Source organism: Acinetobacter sp. CY73, assembly GCF_059515865.1.
Genome location: NZ_JCAKMZ010000001.1, coordinates 212,969 through 232,518 on the forward strand (window position 1 = coordinate 212,969; position 19,550 = coordinate 232,518).

Here is a 19,550-nt window from a genome sequence, read left to right on the forward strand (position 1 = left end):
TGTTACTTATAATTTTTACTTTTATTACTTATCGGTTTAATGCAGAGTAGTGCGTTGGTTTGATAGATTATTGTTGCCTGGGATAAACATTTTAACTGTTTGTGATCAAGAATAATCAAATGCACGGATGCACATTAAAACATTGGAGAACCAAATGAGTCGCACTTTTTTTAAACAAGGTTTAGCTATTGCAGTAACAACTGTAATGATGGGTTCTGTACATGCAGCGACAGAAAAAGAAGAAATCCAACAATTACGTCAAGAAATTGAAGCGCTAAAAGCTTTGGTTAACCAACAGCAACAAGTTCAACAAAGACAACAAGTCACATTAGCTGAAGTTGCATCTCAACCTGCTGCAACAGTAATTAAAGCGAAAACTAAAGCAGGTGCTGATGTTACTGTATATGGTTTTGTTCGTGGAGATGCGAATTATATCATTGAAGGTGCTAATAACGATTTTAACTCAGTACATACGAGTAAAGAAGATGCGCAAGATAAATTACGCGCTACTGCTAAAACAACACGTATTGGACTTGATTTTAAAACCAACGTAGAAGGTGCAGATGTTGGTGGTAAAATTGAAGCTGACTTTGCAGGCGGTGATGGCGAACAGTTTCGTGTACGTCACGCGTATTTAACGCTCAACAATTGGTTATTTGGTCAAACAACATCTAATTTCTTGTCGAATCATGCACCTGAGATGATTGATTTTGGTACTAACGTAGGCGGTGGTACGACTCGTATTCCCCAAGTGCGTTATGCACATAAACTTGCACCACAAACTCAATTACTTGTTTCAGCAGAAGAAGGTAATTCTTCTGGCACGAATTTAAAATATAGCTTGCCAAATTTAACAGCAAAAGTGACTCAAGGTTTTGCAGAAGGAAAAGGTTCTGCTTCTGCACGTGCTTTAATCGAACATTATAAAGCTGAATCTGCTGATGACGCGATTGGTTTTGGTGTAGCCGCTGGTGCAAACTACCAGGTTTCTGACCCTCTTAAAGTGTCTGCAGATGTTTCATATGTTAAAGGCAATAGTAACTATCTATATGGCTCTAATTCGGCATATGTAATTGATGATAATAATGATATCGAGCAAAACGAAGCGATTGGTGTACAATTGGGTGGAACCTATAAAATTTCACCTAAATTACGTACAACTCTAGCTTACGGTGCGGTATTTGCAGATGATGGCACAGAATATGCGTCATTAAACACATCAGCAAATGAGAAGGTTCAACAAGCTTGGGCGAACTTAATTTATACACCTGTTAAACCAATCGATCTTGGTGTTGAATACGTCAATGGTAAACGTGAAACATTTGCTGGACAGTCATTTAAGGACAATCGTGTTGGCTTAATGGCTAAATACAACTTCTAATTGATTAAATACATAGAAATTAAGACCGAGGTTTATACCTCGGTTTTTTTATTATTTAACCCGAATCGCGGATAAGGATTTTTCTTTAAAACCATAAGCTAAATGTAATTTTATGATTAGTTTTTAGTGTTATCAGACCAAAGCATAGACTTTTTTATGCTCAAAATGATGGATAAGTCTCAAGATGAATGATCTCATTTCCTTAAGCAGGATTCGGGTTATTTAGATATGAGTTTTTATTATTTAAAAGAGTAGGTATAAGACTAAAGTCGATAAAAAATATGGCTAATTAATAAACGAAAGTAAAGACATTTATAAAAAAAAGTGCATAATCACCGCCTAGTATTCGAAATGCTCGCCTCTCGTATTTCAAAACTTTGATTCTAAAGTCTAAGGTTAAGGGATGTTCAGAGGAATCAATGTATCCAATTTGGATTATTATTAGGCAGGCTTGCGATTTTATTTTTAAACTTGTTTGTTTTAATGTCTGTATGTTTTTTATTAACATAATTGAATCTAAGTCATATCCGCAATTAAGATAAGGTCAACAACGATGGTGTCTATAATCGTTTTGATCATGGAATAGGTTTGACTTTTAGGTATTCTCAAGTTAAATCTTTTGGAAATTGGATATCGTTTGAATCATCTTGCTAATTAAAAAAATAAGCATGACATTAAAAATTTCACGTTGTATTTGATGAGTATTAATGATGGAAATAACTTTTAACGCTTTTTACACGCTCATTGCAGCGGTAATCGTCTTATTACTTGGTCGTTTCCTAGTAAATAATATCAATTTTCTAAAAAAATATAATATTCCTGAGCCTGTTGCTGGTGGTTTGGTCGCAGCTGTTGCTTCTTTAATTGTGCATAATCTGTGGGGATATAGCATCACCACTAGTTCAGTATTACAAACAAGTTTCATGTTGATCTTCTTTGCTTCGATTGGTCTTAGCGCTAACTTCGCAAAGCTTAAAGAAGGCGGTATGGGATTAGTCATTTTCTTAGTTTGTGTTGCATCTTTTATCATTGTGCAAAATGCTGTTGGTATCAGTTTAGCGACTTTACTTGGAATTGACCCTTTAATCGGTTTAATTGCTGGTTCAATTACGTTAACTGGTGGTCATGGTACAGCGGGTGCTTGGGGAGAAATTCTTGAAGTTGAGCACGGCATTCAAGGTGCGCTAGCATTAGGTATGGCGAGTGCGACATTCGGCTTAATCATCGGTGGTATTATTGGTGGTCCATTAGCTAAACTTTTAATCAATAAATACAAAATCACCACCCCAGGAACTGTTGGACAAACTGATTTAAATAATGATCCTTCGACGTCTTTAAATGAGCAAACCGAATTTGTAGCCTTTGAAAATCGCAATCAAGTTCGTCTTATTACAGCTGATAATGCGATTACGACTTTAGGTCTATTTGCAGCATGTTTAGCATTTGCTGAGTTCATGACAGGTTTTAGTAAAGGGACTTGGTTTGAATTACCAACTTTCGTATGGGCATTGGCTGGTGGTGTGATTTTACGTAACATTCTTGAGAGCGTTCTTAAGGTTACAATTTTCGATCGTGCTATTGATGTATTTGGTAATGCCTCATTATCTTTATATTTAGCGATGGCATTATTATCTTTAAAGCTATGGCAATTAGCTGATCTTGCTGGTCCATTAGTTGTAATCTTGGGTGCACAAACTTTAACTATGGCACTTTATGCTGCATTTGTGACTTTCCGCGTAATGGGTAGAAATTACGATGCTTCAGTGCTTGCTGCAGGTCATTGTGGTTTTGGTATGGGAGCTACTCCTACTGCTGTTGCAAATATGCAAGCCATCACCAATATGTATGGTCCATCGCATAAGGCATTCTTGATTGTTCCTCTATGTGGAGCATTTTTCGTAGATATTATTAATGCTACAGTGATTCAAATGATCCTTAAATTCTTTAGCTAATTTGATTGATTTATTGATTTTAATGAGCCCTATTTCGATAGGGCTTTTTTGATTTAAGGGATGTAAGTTTTGATGATTTAACGCAGTCTGTGAGACTAAAACAAGAAAGCATAAAATGAGACTTAAATCTCCACATTTAAGACATCAATGTCGAATTGTCATAAATAATTCATACAAAGTTTATCGCAATGTTATGCTTTGATAGACTCGATCATCTATTGCTTTTGTTTACATATGAAGTTTTTAACATTAATGGCGTTGTTCACAAGTTTTGCTTTGGTTGCATGCCAACCAAATAATATAAAGCCTAGTCAACGATCGACTCAACTGCTTCAGCAAAATGTAAGCACAGAAGCAAGGTCAGACTTGGACTACAACATTTTTAAAAACAAAAAAAATACAAAGCCTGTCGTTGCATTAGTGTTAGGAAGTGGTGGTGCACGTGGCTATGCTCATATTGGTGTGATTGAAGTATTAGAAAAAAATGGAATTCACCCAGATTTTATTGTAGGTACAAGTGCAGGGAGCATTGCAGGTTCAATCTATGCAAGTGGTAAAACAGCTCAACAGTTGAGAGATATCGCTTTAAATCTGCAAGTGAATGACGTACGAGAGTTTAATATTGGACTTCAAGGATTCTTTGATGGATCGAAAGTCGAAAGTTACGTTAATGAACAAGTGGATCAAAAGCTGTTGGAAGATATGAAAATTCCTATGTATGTCGTTGCAACAGAACTTAAACACGGCAATAAAGTGATCTTTAATAAGGGAAGTACTGGTCAGGCAGTGCGTGCTTCTATTTCAATCCCAAGTATGTTTGTTCCAGTCAATATATCAGGTCGAGATTATGTAGATGGTGGATTGGTGAGTCCTGTACCTGTTAATGTCGCACGAGATTTAGGTGCTGATATTATTATCGCCGTCGATATCTTGGCTCAACCCATTCACACTGAAACGAGTAATGTATGGGGTATGTTTAACCAAAATATAAATATTATGCAAAATCGACTTGCTGCAGAAGAACTCAAAAATGCAGATATCATCATACAACCCGACCTACGTGAAAAAATCCATATTTTTGATGTCAAGGGACGTGAAACGACCATACAAGCTGGGGCAGTAGCTACGGAGCAAAAGTTAAATCGCATCGAGGTTCTAGTGCAATCAAAAAAAGCTGAAAAAGCACAACAATTTTCCGTGCAAGTAGAATAATTTAGAAAGTATTCCTTATTTTATTCTTTTAAAGAAGGATTAAATATAATCAGAATGATCCTTATTGAGTATTGTTTGATAACTATTATCTCTTAGTAAATCATCGTTTTAAATTTACTTATCGGTCAATTTTAATATAATAGGCATGATCCGAAATAATAATTTATGTTTGGCACTTTAAGATAAAATATAATTAATAGAGGAAATTCATGTCTTTATTTTCAGTTGGGCAAAAGGTTCAGTTATCAAATAAGCCTGATATGGTATTTGTTATTGTAGAGATTAACGCTGATCAAACGTATCAAATTCAATATGATTGCTCGCTTCAAGAAGCACTCCATTTCAATAATATCTCTGCTGAAATGATGAGACTCGTTGAAAGCGATAGCTAATGTCATCAACAACTTTATCTTGCTAAGTTTCAAAGGATTCGTTCAATATCCAGTTTTTTGATGTTCAAAGCCGTTTTAAAATTGATCGCTATTAATTTAAAGATTAATTTTACAAATCAACGATTTTGCACAATTTTAAACGTTGAATTAAACAAAGTTTGTGCAAAATAAAGATATAATAGAAATATATCTTTTCACGTCATTTATTGGTTCAAAATATATGTCTTCACTCGATCAAACTATGCCTCTAACAGATGATCAATCCGAATTAACGATGTCTGTTTTGATGACTCCAGATATGGCCAACTTTTCTGGAAATGTGCATGGTGGAACCATTTTAAAGCTACTTGATCAAGTGGCTTATGCATGTGCCAGTCGTTATTCAGGTTCGTATGTGGTGACTTTATCTGTAGATAAAGTGAATTTTAAAGAGCCTATTCATGTCGGTGAGTTAGTCACATTTCTTGCAAGCGTCAATCATGTTGGTCGTACATCAATGGAAATTGGTATCCGAGTTGAAGCACAAAACATTCAAAAACGAACAGTTCGACATACCAATAGTTGCTACTTTACGATGGTTGCAGTCGATGAACATGGAAAGCCGAAACAGATTCCAAGTTTAAATTTAGACAATGATTGGAAGCGTTGCCGCTTTGAAGCAGCAGAACATCGAAAAATCGCACGTTTGAGTGAAAATCACCACCCTTCATGTAGCATTTATAAAAAATCAGTTTAAATTTCAATTGATGCTGATAACAATAAAAAAGATCTCGACAGAGATCTTTTTTTTAGCTCAAATTTTAGCTTTTGACTGAACACATTTACTTTTATCAAGGCTATAAAACAGAGCAGTCAATGCTTTCTAGACTTTAATTTGGAGCGGTGTCCATTGATTTTCAAGAATCAATATCTTATTGAACTTTAGCCAAAGTATGACCATCAATAATCATAAACCAATTGCCTTGTTGATCTTGTTTGGGAGGCTGATTGACTTTGAACGTTGTGGTTAATGGCCCTATACCTGCATCGAAGTTATCACCATTGAAGGATTTGATCGGTGCCGATACAGAAGAGCTTTTACCAGGTTGTTTATTACTATATTCAACACGACCTTCTGGTGTAATCGTAATATTGACACGGCTATCAGCACTGGTCCAAGTACCAGCGTAAGCAACTTTATCGGCAGGTAACGGTTTAGCACAGCCAACAAGTGAAATGGCGAGTAAACCACTAAGGGCTAAATTTTTAAGTTTCATTATTATTGTCTCTACAACAAAAAAAAGAATAAATTAAACGCAAAAGTGTGATGCAGTTGGCTTTATATTTTATTGGATGAAAAAAGTCTAGGCTGGTTTCCAATTCACTACAAACACACAGGGTAATGTTTCAAAAACTCTGTTGCAAATTTTTTTGAATAATTGGTTTAAAGATTTCACTCGTAAATGTAATATTAATAAGGATTTAAATATAATTTTTATTTTTAAATTTAGATAAAATTTGCAACCCGAATCAAAAAATAACGATTCACTTTCGATGGTGAATGCCAGAAATAAAAAAGAGATAGGGTTAAAAAACGCTATCTCTTTATGAGTGAGTACAGAATAAATTTACTTTTAAATATTCATCCTTGAATGATCCGAATAAAGGCTAGTCTCAATAGAAGAATTGAAAATCAGCCTCATATAGATCAATATTCCATATTACTGATGCGCCAAGTGGATTGACGCTTTAATCGATTTACTTAACCTTATTGAGCAGGTTGTGTAGTCGAAGGGCTAACTGTTGGCTCTTCAGCAGCAATATCTGTAGTAGGTTGTGCAGAAGATGGGCTTGCTGCAGGTGCTTCAGAGTTCACTGGATTTTCTTGAGATGACGCAATCACAATGCTTTCGTTCTCTTTATCTTTATCCTTAGCGTCCTCTTTTACTGTTGCTGCAAAAGTAGAGAACGCAGTGAAAGCTAATGTCGTTGCAAGTAAAGTTTTAACTAATTTCATGGTGGCATCCTTATTCATTTAATCATAACGTGTTGAACTTAGGCGTGCATATCATCGTATACACAGGTTCACACTGAAGTGTTAAAAAATTATCAATGTGCTCGCTGTAGCAATCGGCTAACACAAATTGAAGTAACGAAAATCATGCTAAGCCCATAATTCAATCAGGGCAATGAAATCAACAAAGCGTAACACTACGAGTAACAACAGCCTTACAAAGCCTGCATTTTTGTTTTTCTTTTGTTCATAAAATCGCTATTTAAGGGCTTAAAAATGTATGAAAATATGAATTATTGTTTAATATTTGATCGATATTTTTACTTAGAATGAACACTTTGTTTTTAAATAGTAAATATTCAAAATTGAAGTTATGAATGATTTCCTCTTAATTAATTTATTTTTTAGATATATAAAACGAACTTTACAACCGAAATAGTATCAATAAATATTTGTAAATGCTTCATTAAATCAGTGGGTTGATATCATTTAATTCGCCGTTTATTGATTGGATTATTCTAATACTTGTATTTCCTCATCTAAAGTTAAACAATAATTACTTATGCAATGCATCTTTATATTTAATTCCTATCTATTGTCTACATCGTGATTATTCGAGATTATTTTGAAACTGATTCATCAAACTCAAGTTAAAACCCATATCATTTCTGGATTCCTCGGTGCAGGTAAAACGACACTGTTGCAACAATTGTTGGCTCAAAAGCCTGAAGGTGAAACTTGGGCTGTACTCATGAATGAGTTTGGTCAAATTGGTGTAGATCAACAATTATTGCCTCAATCTGAAGGCTATCAAGTCAAAGAATTACTTGGCGGTTGTCTGTGTTGTACCAGCCAATTGCCGATGCAAATTGCATTATCAAGACTCATCCAAGAATCGAAGCCTGATCGGTTGTTTATAGAGCCAACAGGATTAGGGCATCCTGCACAGCTTTTAGAACAATTAACTGAACCGCATTGGCAAGGTTTAATTGATATGCGTGCCTTGATCACGGTTATCGATGGTTCACGTCTGCATGATGCTGAATGGACGCAACAACATCTTTATCGGGATCAGTTAAAGGTCGCACAAATCGTGGTGATTTCTCATGCCAATCAAATGAATGATGTGGATGAAACAGCATTAATTAAATTACAAGATGAATATGTGGCATATGTACAGCAGTGGCTGAAAGTAGATTTAGGTCATGTAGACCTACAAAAAATTGATATCACCTTCAATGGGATTCAACGCAAAATTCAGCCCTTGATCCAAATTCAACGTAGTGTTCCAGAAGGCAAAGTTTTAGCAGAAATCAAACAGCTTCCTTATCATTATGTAGAAACTGCACAGGGCTATACTGTAGCAGGTTGGAAATTTTCGAAGCGTTGGCAATTTGATTTTTATGATCTTTTGGATGTTTTATGCGACCAAAAAGACTGGATCAGAATTAAGGGGATTTTTAATACCAATCAAGGTTGGATGACTTTTAACTTTAACCCTGACCAGTTGAATTATAAGTCTGGTGAAGAAAATATCGATAATCGTATTGAAGTGATTACCCAACATGATCGAGATTGGGTTGAGCTTGAAACTGCTATTTTAACTTGCCGTATCGATTCTGCTGAAAAATAAAAGTAATTTTAGCCAAAATCTTATATGCTAGCGCCAAATTTGAGGACTCTTTTATGGCGCTTAAAGCTACAATTTATAAGGCAGATTTGAATATTGCCAATATGGATCTTCACCAATACGGTGACTATCAACTGACAATGGCATTACATCCTTCTGAAACGATTGAACGCTTAATGGTGCGTGTCTTGGCTTATGCACGTTTTGCTCATGAACGTTTAGAGTTCACCAAAGATTTATTTGAAACGGATGAACCTGCACTTTGGCAAAAAGACCTGACAGGTCAATTGGAAAAGTGGATTGAAGTCGGTGCACCAGATGAAGATAAAGTCAAAAAAGCCAGTGCACGTTGTAAAGAAGTCGCTGTCATGACGTATGGTTCAAGTGTGGATGAATGGTATAAACGCAACAGCAAACTGAAAACCATGAAAAATGTCCGAGTTTGGCAGTTAAGTGAAAAGACCACTGCTCAAATCCAAGACTTATGTCAGCGTACGATGCAACTTCAACTCAATGTCATGGATGGTGAATGGACATTGATTGGTGATAATGCACAAGCTGAAATTGAGTGGACTCAGTTGCAATAACACTGAATCAACGAATTCAAAAGGATGCTGAATGAGCATCCTTTTTTATTTTGGAATTTTGCAATAGAACTTTTAAAAGTTCAGATCGTATTTTTGCAATGATTCAATATAGAAGTCCTTTAAAACGTTTATAATGCCCGTATTGAAAAAATTGATTTTGGATATTTGAAATGACTGCTGAATTAGAAGTGATTGATCTGGTTGTAGGTGAAGGTAAAGAAGCGGTGAAAGGTGCTTTGATTACGACACATTACACAGGTTGGTTAGAAGATGGCACTAAATTCGATTCTTCACTTGACCGTGGCAACTACTTTGAAACGGTGATTGGTACGGGTCGTGTAATTAAAGGTTGGGATCAAGGCATTATCGGTATGAAAGTGGGGGGGAAGCGTAAACTCATCGTACCTGCTCACTTGGCTTATGGTGAACGCAAAATGGGCAATATCATCCCAGCTAACTCGAACTTAATTTTTGAAATTGAATTATATGACGTTAAAACGCGTGATTAATGATTGATAGATGAGTCATTTTAAAGACTGATCTATTGATGAAAAGCTCTCAAGTTTGAGGGCTTTTTTAATATTGGTTTAATGCTAAAGGTACTTAGTGATCTTGGTGAAAGGGTTCATATCACATGTTAAGTGTTGATGAAGTGTTTTAGAATTTTAGATGTCTTGTGAGAGTGCTTGTATTTTAGTCAGAAACAGTAAAATAATAGCGGAAATGTTCGATTAATGAAGGATTTAGACTGATTAAAGCTACATTTATTCACAGAAGAAATACTGGAATAGTGTTTAAATGCCCAACTTATTTTGGTCATAGTTTTATTTAAGTTTGTTTTCTTACTTCTCTCTGTTTCTTCAAAGCCATTTTAGCTTTTGATTTTCTTAATTTTTATTCAGATAATTGAGTTATCCGTGTTTATAATTGAATGATCAAATGAGCTTTTGCAATCCATGTAAATGGCAATAGGGTTAATGTTATGACATCTCGTATTTTTTCTCTGACTGCCATGATTGCAATATCGTGTTTAAGTGCCTTCTCGACATCGTCTGTGCTGGCAAAAGGAAAGAATCCTGACAAACTTCAGAGTGATGATTTAAAACAGTTAACTGTTTTGTCCTATCATGAAGTGACTCAAAATAAAAATAGTCTTATACCGAATTACGCAGTAACTGCCACACAATTTAAATCGCATTTAGATTGGTTGTCTAAAAATGGCTATCATTTTGTCAGTGTTGATCAGGTTATCGCTGCGCAGTCTGGACAGAAAAAACTGGGTCAGAAATCAGTGTTACTGACTTTTGATGATGGTTATGCATCTTTCTACGATACTGTTTTTCCGATTTTAGAACAGCGAAAGATTCCTGCGCTTCTATCAATTGTGGGGGCATGGTTAGAGCCAACGGGTCAGCAAAAAGTCAAGTTTGGTGATGAAGCTGTTGCTCGTGAACGAATGCTGAGTTGGACACAGCTACAACAACTTCAGAAAAGTGGTTTAGTTGAAATTGGAAGTCATAGCTATGATTTACATCATGGTATTTTAGGCAATCCACAGGGCAATACTCAGCCAGCCGCAACCACTCGATTATATGATCGTGCGACGCGTAGCTATGAATCAGACCGTCACTATACACAACGTATTCAACAGGATTTGATTAAAAATAATCAATTATTTAAAAAGCATGGACTGAAAGCTCCGCGGGCAATGGTTTGGCCTTATGGTCGCTATAACCAAAAAACGGTTGAATTGGCACAAGAAGCAGGGATGCCATTGAGTTTAACGCTGGATGATTTGGGTGGTCATAAGCATCAGTTAAAAGGGCAGTTGAACCGAATTTTAATTCAAAATGACACGACACCTAGTGATTTAGAAAAAGAAATTCATGCTCGCCAACAACAGTGGACTGATCATCATCGCCCGCAAAAAGTGATGCATGTTGATTTAGATTATATTTACGATCCTGATCCGAAACAGCAAGAGCGAAACTTAGGTATGCTGTTGGATCGTATTGAAGCGATGAATGTCAACACGGTCTATTTACAAGCTTTCTCTGATCCTGATGGCAATGGTTCAGCAGATTTGGTTTATTTCCCAAATCGTTTTATTCCCATGCGCGAAGACTTATTTAACCGCGTGAGTTGGCAGATTCAAACGCGTACTCAAGTCAGTCGTGTTTATGCATGGATGCCCGTTTATGCATGGGAATTACCCAAAACTAATCCAGTTTCTAAGAATATTGTCAAAACGCAGCACACAGCGAAGGGCAAGCACTTAAATATGGGCTATCACCGTTTAAGCCCTTACTCGAAACCTGCTCAGATGATGATTAAAGGGATTTATCAAGACTTGGCAAAATCCTCTTCATTTAATGGCGTGATTTTTCATGATGACGCGACCATGTCGGATTATGAAGATGCCAGTCACGACGCACTCAAAGCCTATCAAAAAGCGGGCCTACCTGCGAACTTGGCAGATATCCGTGCGGATGATAAAAAACTACAAAAGTGGACTGCTTTTAAGACACAAACCATTGATGATTTTTCAATGGAGTTGGCAGAAGAAATTCGTTATTACCAACCGTTCCTCATGACGGCGCGAAATATGTATGCTCAAGTGGCATTATCTGCTTATGCTGAAAATTGGTATGCGCAGTCTTTAGAACGCTCACTTGATCACTATGATTTCACTGCGATTATGGCGATGCCTTATATGGAACAGGTTGAAGATAAAGAGAAGTTTTTTAGAGACTTGGTCAGCCGTGTGTCAAAATATCCAAATGGTTTGAAAAAAACGGTCTTTGAAATTCAGGCAGTGGATTGGAGAAACAACAAAAAAGTGTCATCCGAAGAAATGGCAGAGACCTTTAAGGCACTTTATCAACAAGGTGCATTGCATGTTGGGTATTATCCAGACAATCCGTTCGATGACCATCCTAACCCAAAAATACTGAAAGCGGTATTTGATACCAAACCTGCTGGTTTGATCCCTTAAGGCAACCTTGATACATGCACACATTTCAAAATCTTTGGCAGTCGATATTGAACTTCATCTTCTATTATCCATTGTTTATGTCGTATCTTTGGATGATCGGGGCGTTGATTTTTTGTATTCGTGAGCGTAAAGAGCCTGCTTTTGATTTGCCTCCATCGCTTCAGGATTATCCTTTGGTTGCGGTATTGGTGCCTTGTTTTAATGAGGGAGACAACGCAGAAGAAACCATTGGGCAAGCCTTAAAATTGAAGTATCCGAATTTTGAAGTGATCGCCATTAATGATGGCAGTTCGGATCATACAGGTACTGTGTTAGATCGTATGAGCGTGCGCTTTCAAAATCTGCGAGTCGTTCATTTGGCCGAAAACCAGGGCAAAGCCATGGCACTACAAGCAGGCAGTTTGGTGACTGAAGCGGAATATTTATTGGGGATAGATGGTGATGCTTTACTGGATCCACATGCAGCTCAGTGGATGATTCGTCATTTTCAACATCATCCAACAGTGGCTGCTGTGACGGGAAATCCGCGCATTCGCAATCGATCTACTTTACTTGGTCGTGTGCAAGTGGGTGAATTCTCATCGATTATTGGTATGATCAAACGTGCGCAACGGACATTTGGACGACTCTTTACGGTATCGGGGGCAATTACCGCTTTTCGTAAAAGTGCAGTACATGAAGTGGGTTACTGGTCACCCAATATGCTGACAGAAGACATCGATATTTCATGGAAACTGCAACGTGCAGGGTGGGATATTGAGTTTGAACCGAATGCCATTGTTTGGGTGCTGATGCCTGAAACGATTACGGGATTATGGAAACAACGCCTGCGCTGGGCAATGGGTGGGGCACAAGTCCTCACTAAAAACATAGATGTGCTGTTTAAACCGAAATTGAATTTTTTATGGCCATTGTTACTCGAAATGAGCTTGACCTTGGTTTGGTCTTATCTGATGTTATTTTTGGTGATTCTGTGGATTCTCAGTTGGTTATTGCCAGCAGTTGGGTTTCCAGAGGTTAGTTCACCATTTTTGCCGTATGGCACAGGGATTTTTATCGGGGCGACGTGTTTATTCCAGTTTGCAATTAGCATGTGGATGGACAGTCGATATGAAAAAGGGCTAGCAAAAAACTATTTTTGGATGATTTGGTATCCATTCCTGTTTTGGATGATTACCGTATCAGCCACGATTGTCGCGATGCCTAAAGTGTTATTACGCAAAGATCACACACGTGCACGTTGGGTCAGTCCCGACCGTGGTGTTCGTAATGACAGCTAATTGAAGAGATGCATTGTGAATATTCATTCCATCATTATTGATATCCGAGATCAGTTGCCTTGGCAACAACGATGCTTGAGCACCACGACCACAGTGTTGCTTTGGGCAGGATGGTTATTATTATGGCAACCCTTGATGGTTTCATTGGGGGTGTTTGATCAGCATAATCATCAACTGGTCAATCAAATCATGCATGTGTTTTGGAGTGTACTTGAAAATGGTTTTGTGGCCATTTTGGCATGTGCTTTGATGCTGTGGTTATGGAGTAACTTTATTCCAGCCAAGTCAATCAAATACGTTCAAGTCAAAGGGATTACGGATTATGCAGAACATTTTGAACTGTCAGCCGAACAAATTCATCGCTCACGTCAGCAGAAAATTGTGACGGTATATCATGATGAATCTGGACAGATTATTCGGATTGAATAATTTAAATTCACCTTGTTAGATGTAAATATTCAAACCATCATTATTCAAAATAGATAGGAAAATTTAGCTTTATGGTCAAACTTAATTCGGCTGAAAGCATTCGAGGATTAGCATGCTTGGCTGTGGTATTTTCCCATTTAAGTCTAAGTTTTTTTCCATTTTTGCATCATTTTAATCCTGCTGAAGTTTCAACATCTGCATGGCAATCTTTTATTCATCATTCTCCATTTGCATTTTGGTACTCAGGCACAGCAGCCGTATTTCTTTTTTTTGTGCTGAGTGGCTTTGTATTGTCTTACGCTATTTTAAGAAAGCCTGAACAAGCTGAAGCAAAAATCAAAAGTATGGTGATCAAGCGCTATCCACGCTTAGCTATACCTGCTGTCATCTCATGTTTGATCATTTGGGCAGTATTTCAAACTATTCATGTTGATAGTAGTCAAATGAATGGTTGGTTTCAGACGTATGTCATGCAGGATATTAGTTTAAAGCTTGCCCTCTATGAAGGAACGATCGGTTCATTTTTCTTTGCTGAAAGCTCAGTCAATTGGGTGCTGTGGACAATGCACATCGAATTGATTGGATCTTTGGTCTTATTTCTACTGCTCTACGTTTATCAGTTCAGTCGGGTGACATTTTTTATTGGATCGATCCTTTTACCATTGTTGGCATGGTACTTAAAAGGTGAAGGTTTTTTTCTCGGTATTAGTAGTTTTGTCATTGGTCTCTATTATTATTTATATGGCAAGCAACTCAGCTTAACGTGTGCTATGGCATTGTTAATCAGTGGTTTATATTTGGCTGGTGCACATAATCATAGTGCTTCTTATCAATGGCTTTATGCATTTTTAGGTGAGCGGACTTATGATTACTGCAATTTTTTTGCAGGTATGCTGATTGTCTATAGCATTCTGATGAGTCCAAAACTTTCCCAAATTTTAGATCAAAAGATTTTGGTATGGTTGGGTAAGCTTTCATTCTCTATTTATCTACTCCACTTGATCATACTGTATGTTGTCGGTGTGCCTATTTTTAATTATTTATTAAGTCTCGGTCTTCAGTATACAACCTCAGCGATAATAGCTTCGGGGATTTTTATCCTGATCACACTATGGATCTCAGCATATTACAGTCATTGGGTTGATCAATTGGCCATTCAAACCAGTCAAAAGCTTTCTGATCTAGTTTTAAAGTAAAAAATTTATAGGCACGATGTTTAAGTCATCTGATTTTGAAGTGATTTGATGGTGAAGTATCTAGTACTTAAAGCGTTTGATTGTGAAGTATTTAGTACTCAAAGCGTTTGATTTGAGTCATCGTGAGCTGATGTGTTTCGATCATTAGTTTTAAGAGAATGAGTTGATTGTGCATGCCTCAATTCATTGCAATCGACTCGGTTTGAACTGAAGTTTGCACTGAAGTGAAAAGACTTAGATTAGAGTTAGATGTTGAATTCTAAATACAGAAAGTAGAATAAAAGCAAACATCGATAACAAATTATTTCTAAAAAAATGAGACGATTCAAGTTTTTAGGATTAGTATTCAAAAAATAGTATTCATAACAAAATTAAGGATAACGAAAGTCGATGTTTAAGTCTTTTTTTCCACATCCAAAATGGTTTTTTAGCTCATTAGTACTGTGGTTTATTATCAATGTTGGACTCTGGAACTTTGCTGGGGGTAGCAGCTGGGGAAGCTATTTTGGCTTTGCACAAGGCTATGCTGATGCGGAACTGGTTATTGGAATCAGTCGATTTTGGTCACCAGCTTTCCTGTGGTTTTATCTGTGGTTCTTCGTAGCAACGTTACTGTTTGCATTGTTCTGGAAATGGAAATCCAATAACCCTTGGCAGTTATGGTCAGTGTGTGGTTCAGCATTTATTCTGTTTAATATTTGGTTAAGTGTTCAAGTCAGTGTTGCGGTCAATGCTTGGTATGTTCCTTTTTGGGATGCTATTCAGAAGATCTTAAATACTGGTGGTGGCGATGTAAGCATGCTTTATGCTGAATCCACTACATTTATTACACTTGCAGCTATTTCGGTAATGAGTGGAGTAATAAGCGCATTTTTTACTAGTCATTATATTTTTAGATGGCGTACTGCAATGAATGAATACTATGTAACGCATTGGGATAAATTAAGACATATTGAAGGTGCATCACAACGTGTACAAGAAGATACTATGCGTTTTGCAACGATTGTCGAAGATTTAGGAGTCGAACTTGTTCGTGCTATTCTAATGTTAATTGCATTTTTACCTTTGTTGTTTACATTATCAAGTAAAGTACCAGTTCTTCCTATTATTGGGGAGTTACAATATTCACTGGTATGGGCCGCGATTGGGTGGGCTGTTTTTGGTACCTTATTATTGATGTTGGTTGGTATAAAGCTACCAGGTCTTGAATTCAATAACCAAAAAGTGGAAGCGGCGTATCGCAAGGAATTGGTCTATGGCGAAGATCATAGTGATCGAGCTGAGCCTGCGACATTAAAAGAGTTATTTAAAAATATTCGATCAAATTATTTTAAATTATATTTTCATTATGCCTATTTTAATTTGTTTGCTCGTTGGTACGGACAGTTAGACGTATTGTTTAGCTTATTTGTTTTATTTCCTGCTATCGCAGCAGGTTTATTAACCTTAGGTTTAATTCAACAAATAATGGGTGTTTTTAATAGAGTGCGTGAGTCTTTCCAATATTTAGTTTCATCATGGAAAACAATCATTGAGTTATTATCAATTCGCAAACGTCTAAAAGCATTTGAATCAATTTTAGAGGATTGATTGTTAGATCATAAGACTCTTCATAATCCATATGAAACATGCATTATGAAGAGTTTAGTATAGGGTTAGTCGTTTTAGGCGAATATCCGTATTAGAAACAGGAAAATTCCTTTGAGCACTAACCCAATAATTCTCAATAAGCTCATCAATATGAGTTCAAAGAAAATTTGATAGCACAGATATTGAATACATTTGAAAAGAATTACTATGCAGTGATAAAGCACATACAGTGGAAAGATAAGGACCTTAATACTGTGCTGGATCAGTGGATTAAGTCTAATTCCCCATAACTCTTCAGGAATAATCTCGTGAGAGCGTGAGAAAAAAACATCATAAAGGGCATAGAGCCACCAAATAATGAACCAAATCGTTGTTGCTAACAGTTCCATTTCCATTAATTAATGACCTTTATTTTTATTTAAAGCGTTTGAGTTTATATTCTTAAATGCTGATTAAACTTCATTAAATAGATAAGCAATCGCTCTAAATGGCAGTAGAATCACAGATAAGATTAATCGAATCAAGATTCCAAAGAACAAACGGATTACCATATGGAAGAATAAATAGCCTAAGCATTCAAATGCAAATAAAATACATCTAAAAACCAAAACAAAACTATAAAGAAAACAGCAGATAAAATAATGCAATTTTCCATCACGATCGAATCCTAACCTATACTGCAATAACTGATCAAAAGTGATGAGCTGAGGTTGCTCAAACATATCTTCAGCAATTGTTTCAGCCATTCCCATTTTTCTAGACTTTACAGATTTGATAGTTCCTAATTCTTTGCCTTTACCTGACCGTTGTATGGGGGCATCAATTGAAAGAGAATTGTCTTGTTCAACAGTATCAGCACGCCGTTGAGGAGGGATATCTTGATTATTGAAAGTTGGTAGCTCAGCTGTATTGGGGATTTCATCAGCATCAGACAGAAATACTTTAATGATCACCACGATGATGATCATACTCAAGATAGAAAAAATAATGACCCACATTGTTTTAATTCGATTTTATTTTTTTGTATTGTGACGATCATTCAATCATCATGCAAGAGAGTATGCTGAATGCGCTCAGTATTTATGATTCAAATACATTATCAGTCTTTTTCCTTTTACCGCAATTTAAAACTGTTTAGATCGAAACAGTCTGGACTGAACGATTTTGCCTCGAATTTCAGTCCAACTGGTGGCAATCCAGCAGACAAATGAACCTAAGGTCACCATGATTGCACCTAGCCAAAAAGATTGTGAAAGCCTAGAGTCTAAAATCCACATTGAAATCAGAGATGAAAATATCGGACTAAAATATGACAGGGTGACTAAGAGCGTAATGTTGCCTTGATTAATTCCGATATTCCAAGCGGCATAGCCTAGACCTGTGACCACTGAAACCAATGCCATATAGATCATCGTATTGGCATCTAAACTTGGCATATTTATCAATTGCTCAGGGTGGATAATCAGCATTTTTGCCCACAGTACACCCGTGACCGCGATAAAGAACAATGCAATCGGATTATGCCCACCACTGTATTTTTTGGTAATCACACAATACAACGCCCATAGACTTGCACCGATCAATGCCAATAGATAACTGATTGGATTGGTTTTAACATTCGCGATGATGGTCAACCAATCCAACTGACCATTGCCAGTTTGGATATACACCACGCCACTCAAGCTAATGATGAGTCCAACGATGACCAAAGGCGTAAATTTAAGTTCTTTGAAAATAATCAGCAGGGCAATGGTCATACTCGGCCAAAGATAATTGACCAAACTCACTTCAATGGCTTGTTGCGCTGTTTGAGCCAAAGCAATCGCATAAGAAAAACAGATCTCGTAAATCACGAATAGCAAGGTCGCACTGATCAGATAGACACGTGGAATTTGTCTTAAATTCGGGATTCGAAAAATGACTAAAAGTAATAGAGCGCTCAAGCTATACATAAACAGCACAGCCAAATCAGGTCCAATGCTAAAGCTAATTTTTTTGAGTAAACCGACGATGGATGACCATTGTAAAATCGCCGTGAAGCCAATCAGTGTGGCAATATTTTTGGTCATGAGCTACTTATATCTATGGCAAGCGATTGCCACAATGACTGTAGCAGGTTGAAGGTCCGATTATATGCCTAAACCTGATCTGCGTATGCAGATCGAATGCGTTTTAGCCGATATTCTGCTTGGTATTTTATGTGGGTTAAGTTTAAATTTTTTGTGAAATATGAATGCTTATTTACAGAGTTCTAACAGCGAGAATACCGCTTTGTGGTAAAACGGAGAGATTCAAATTTCACTCTTATTGTGAGGATCATGATAATGACAATTACATTGCATACCAAAAGCGCTCAAACACAAAATCAAGCAGAGCATCATCATCAAAAATCGAAGTCTTACTTAAGTTATCCACGTGCTTTATTTATCGGTTTGACTTTGATGGGTTCAACACAAATGGCTGTGGCTGGTCCAACAGTGGATCAGCTGAGTGATTGCTTAATGAAATCCACCACCGCTACAGATAAAACCGCCGTTTTGCAATGGACATTCGCAGCGTTGTCTTCACATCCTGATTTGAAGGCATTTAGTAATGTATCTGCTACACAAAAAGAGCAGTTAGATAAAAACCTCGCAGGCGTGTTACAACGCATTATCGTTGAACAGTGTTCTGCACAAACCAAAGCGGTGATCCAAGCAGAAGGGATTCAAGCTGTAGGTGATAGTTTTCAAGAGCTTGGCCGTAGTTCAGGTGAAGAGATCTTAAAAAATCCTGAAGTGAAAGCACAGTTAAAAGGCGTGGTACGTTATCTTGATTTAAACAAATTGGTGGTGACTTTTTTAACCCCAGATATTTGGAATAAATTGGGCTTAACACGTTAATGGGGATGTTTACTCATTTTAGTCATGCTGA

Annotated in this window: 18 protein-coding genes; 14 read left to right on the plus strand and 4 right to left on the minus strand. The window is 36.9% G+C overall.

Features of this window, described 5'->3' with window-relative positions:
• Window positions 1-154 precede the first annotated feature (154 nt).
• The 5 genes from AC5YD2_RS01040 to AC5YD2_RS01060 all read left to right on the plus strand — a co-directional run bounded on the left by AC5YD2_RS01040 (window position 155) and on the right by AC5YD2_RS01060 (window position 5,673).
• Window positions 155-1,381 carry a DcaP family trimeric outer membrane transporter gene (locus AC5YD2_RS01040; RefSeq protein ID WP_496124529.1) on the plus strand — a complete coding sequence of 409 codons (1,227 nt, stop codon included), beginning with the start codon at window positions 155-157 and terminating at the stop codon, window positions 1,379-1,381.
• A 710-nt stretch (window positions 1,382-2,091) separates the two neighbouring features.
• Entirely contained in the window at window positions 2,092-3,333 is a 1,242-nt protein-coding gene (gene gltS / locus AC5YD2_RS01045) for a sodium/glutamate symporter (RefSeq protein WP_496124603.1), read from the plus strand.
• A 234-nt stretch (window positions 3,334-3,567) separates the two neighbouring features.
• Window positions 3,568-4,545, plus strand: coding sequence for a patatin-like phospholipase family protein (locus AC5YD2_RS01050; RefSeq protein ID WP_496124530.1), 978 nt, complete (start codon window positions 3,568-3,570; stop codon window positions 4,543-4,545).
• A 209-nt stretch (window positions 4,546-4,754) separates the two neighbouring features.
• The gene (locus AC5YD2_RS01055) at window positions 4,755-4,937 is read left to right on the plus strand and encodes a hypothetical protein (protein ID WP_496124531.1); all 183 of its coding nucleotides are present in this window, start codon (window positions 4,755-4,757) and stop codon (window positions 4,935-4,937) included.
• Window positions 4,938-5,157: 220 nt separating this feature from the next.
• Window positions 5,158-5,673 carry an acyl-CoA thioesterase gene (locus AC5YD2_RS01060; protein WP_496124532.1) on the plus strand — a complete coding sequence of 172 codons (516 nt, stop codon included), beginning with the start codon at window positions 5,158-5,160 and terminating at the stop codon, window positions 5,671-5,673.
• A 175-nt stretch (window positions 5,674-5,848) separates the two neighbouring features.
• Here AC5YD2_RS01060 and AC5YD2_RS01065 read toward each other — a convergent pair whose 3' ends face one another.
• Window positions 5,849-6,193: a hypothetical protein gene (locus tag AC5YD2_RS01065; RefSeq protein ID WP_496124533.1), complete on the minus strand. Its 345-nt coding sequence runs from the start codon at window positions 6,191-6,193 to the stop codon at window positions 5,849-5,851.
• 491 nt (window positions 6,194-6,684) lie between these two features.
• Complete coding sequence (locus AC5YD2_RS01070; RefSeq protein WP_496124534.1) at window positions 6,685-6,933, minus strand: hypothetical protein; 249 nt, start codon at window positions 6,931-6,933, stop codon at window positions 6,685-6,687.
• Between the two features lie 622 nt (window positions 6,934-7,555).
• On the opposite strand from AC5YD2_RS01070, the gene AC5YD2_RS01075 reads away from it, so the two are divergent.
• The 8 genes from AC5YD2_RS01075 (at window position 7,556) to sbmA (ending at window position 16,637) form a co-directional block, all read left to right on the plus strand.
• Window positions 7,556-8,563: a CobW family GTP-binding protein gene (locus AC5YD2_RS01075; protein ID WP_496124535.1), complete on the plus strand. Its 1,008-nt coding sequence runs from the start codon at window positions 7,556-7,558 to the stop codon at window positions 8,561-8,563.
• A 53-nt stretch (window positions 8,564-8,616) separates the two neighbouring features.
• On the plus strand, window positions 8,617-9,147 hold the full coding sequence (locus tag AC5YD2_RS01080; protein WP_496124536.1) for a YaeQ family protein: 531 nt from the start codon (window positions 8,617-8,619) through the stop codon (window positions 9,145-9,147).
• A gap of 170 nt (window positions 9,148-9,317) precedes the next feature.
• A complete protein-coding gene (locus AC5YD2_RS01085; protein WP_496124537.1) occupies window positions 9,318-9,656 on the plus strand; it encodes an FKBP-type peptidyl-prolyl cis-trans isomerase in 339 nt (112 codons plus the stop codon).
• Window positions 9,657-10,129: 473 nt separating this feature from the next.
• Entirely contained in the window at window positions 10,130-12,142 is a 2,013-nt protein-coding gene (gene pgaB, locus AC5YD2_RS01090; protein ID WP_496124538.1) for a poly-beta-1,6-N-acetyl-D-glucosamine N-deacetylase PgaB, read from the plus strand.
• Between the two features lie 14 nt (window positions 12,143-12,156).
• Entirely contained in the window at window positions 12,157-13,422 is a 1,266-nt protein-coding gene (gene pgaC / locus AC5YD2_RS01095) for a poly-beta-1,6-N-acetyl-D-glucosamine synthase (RefSeq protein WP_496124539.1), read from the plus strand.
• A 15-nt stretch (window positions 13,423-13,437) separates the two neighbouring features.
• A complete protein-coding gene (gene pgaD / locus AC5YD2_RS01100) occupies window positions 13,438-13,851 on the plus strand; it encodes a poly-beta-1,6-N-acetyl-D-glucosamine biosynthesis protein PgaD (protein ID WP_496124540.1) in 414 nt (137 codons plus the stop codon).
• A gap of 71 nt (window positions 13,852-13,922) precedes the next feature.
• The gene (locus tag AC5YD2_RS01105; RefSeq protein ID WP_496124541.1) at window positions 13,923-15,047 is read left to right on the plus strand and encodes an acyltransferase family protein; all 1,125 of its coding nucleotides are present in this window, start codon (window positions 13,923-13,925) and stop codon (window positions 15,045-15,047) included.
• 390 nt (window positions 15,048-15,437) lie between these two features.
• Window positions 15,438-16,637 carry a peptide antibiotic transporter SbmA gene (sbmA, locus tag AC5YD2_RS01110; RefSeq protein ID WP_496124542.1) on the plus strand — a complete coding sequence of 400 codons (1,200 nt, stop codon included), beginning with the start codon at window positions 15,438-15,440 and terminating at the stop codon, window positions 16,635-16,637.
• Between the two features lie 452 nt (window positions 16,638-17,089).
• Here sbmA and AC5YD2_RS01115 read toward each other — a convergent pair whose 3' ends face one another.
• Window positions 17,090-17,593, minus strand: a complete 504-nt coding sequence (locus tag AC5YD2_RS01115) for a hypothetical protein (RefSeq protein WP_496124543.1) — start codon at window positions 17,591-17,593, stop codon at window positions 17,090-17,092.
• A gap of 168 nt (window positions 17,594-17,761) precedes the next feature.
• Window positions 17,762-18,706, minus strand: coding sequence for an aromatic amino acid DMT transporter YddG (gene yddG / locus AC5YD2_RS01120; protein ID WP_496124544.1), 945 nt, complete (start codon window positions 18,704-18,706; stop codon window positions 17,762-17,764).
• Window positions 18,707-19,078: 372 nt separating this feature from the next.
• On the opposite strand from yddG, the gene AC5YD2_RS01125 reads away from it, so the two are divergent.
• A complete protein-coding gene (locus AC5YD2_RS01125) occupies window positions 19,079-19,519 on the plus strand; it encodes a hypothetical protein (protein WP_496124604.1) in 441 nt (146 codons plus the stop codon).
• The last annotated feature ends 31 nt before the right edge of the window (window positions 19,520-19,550 follow it).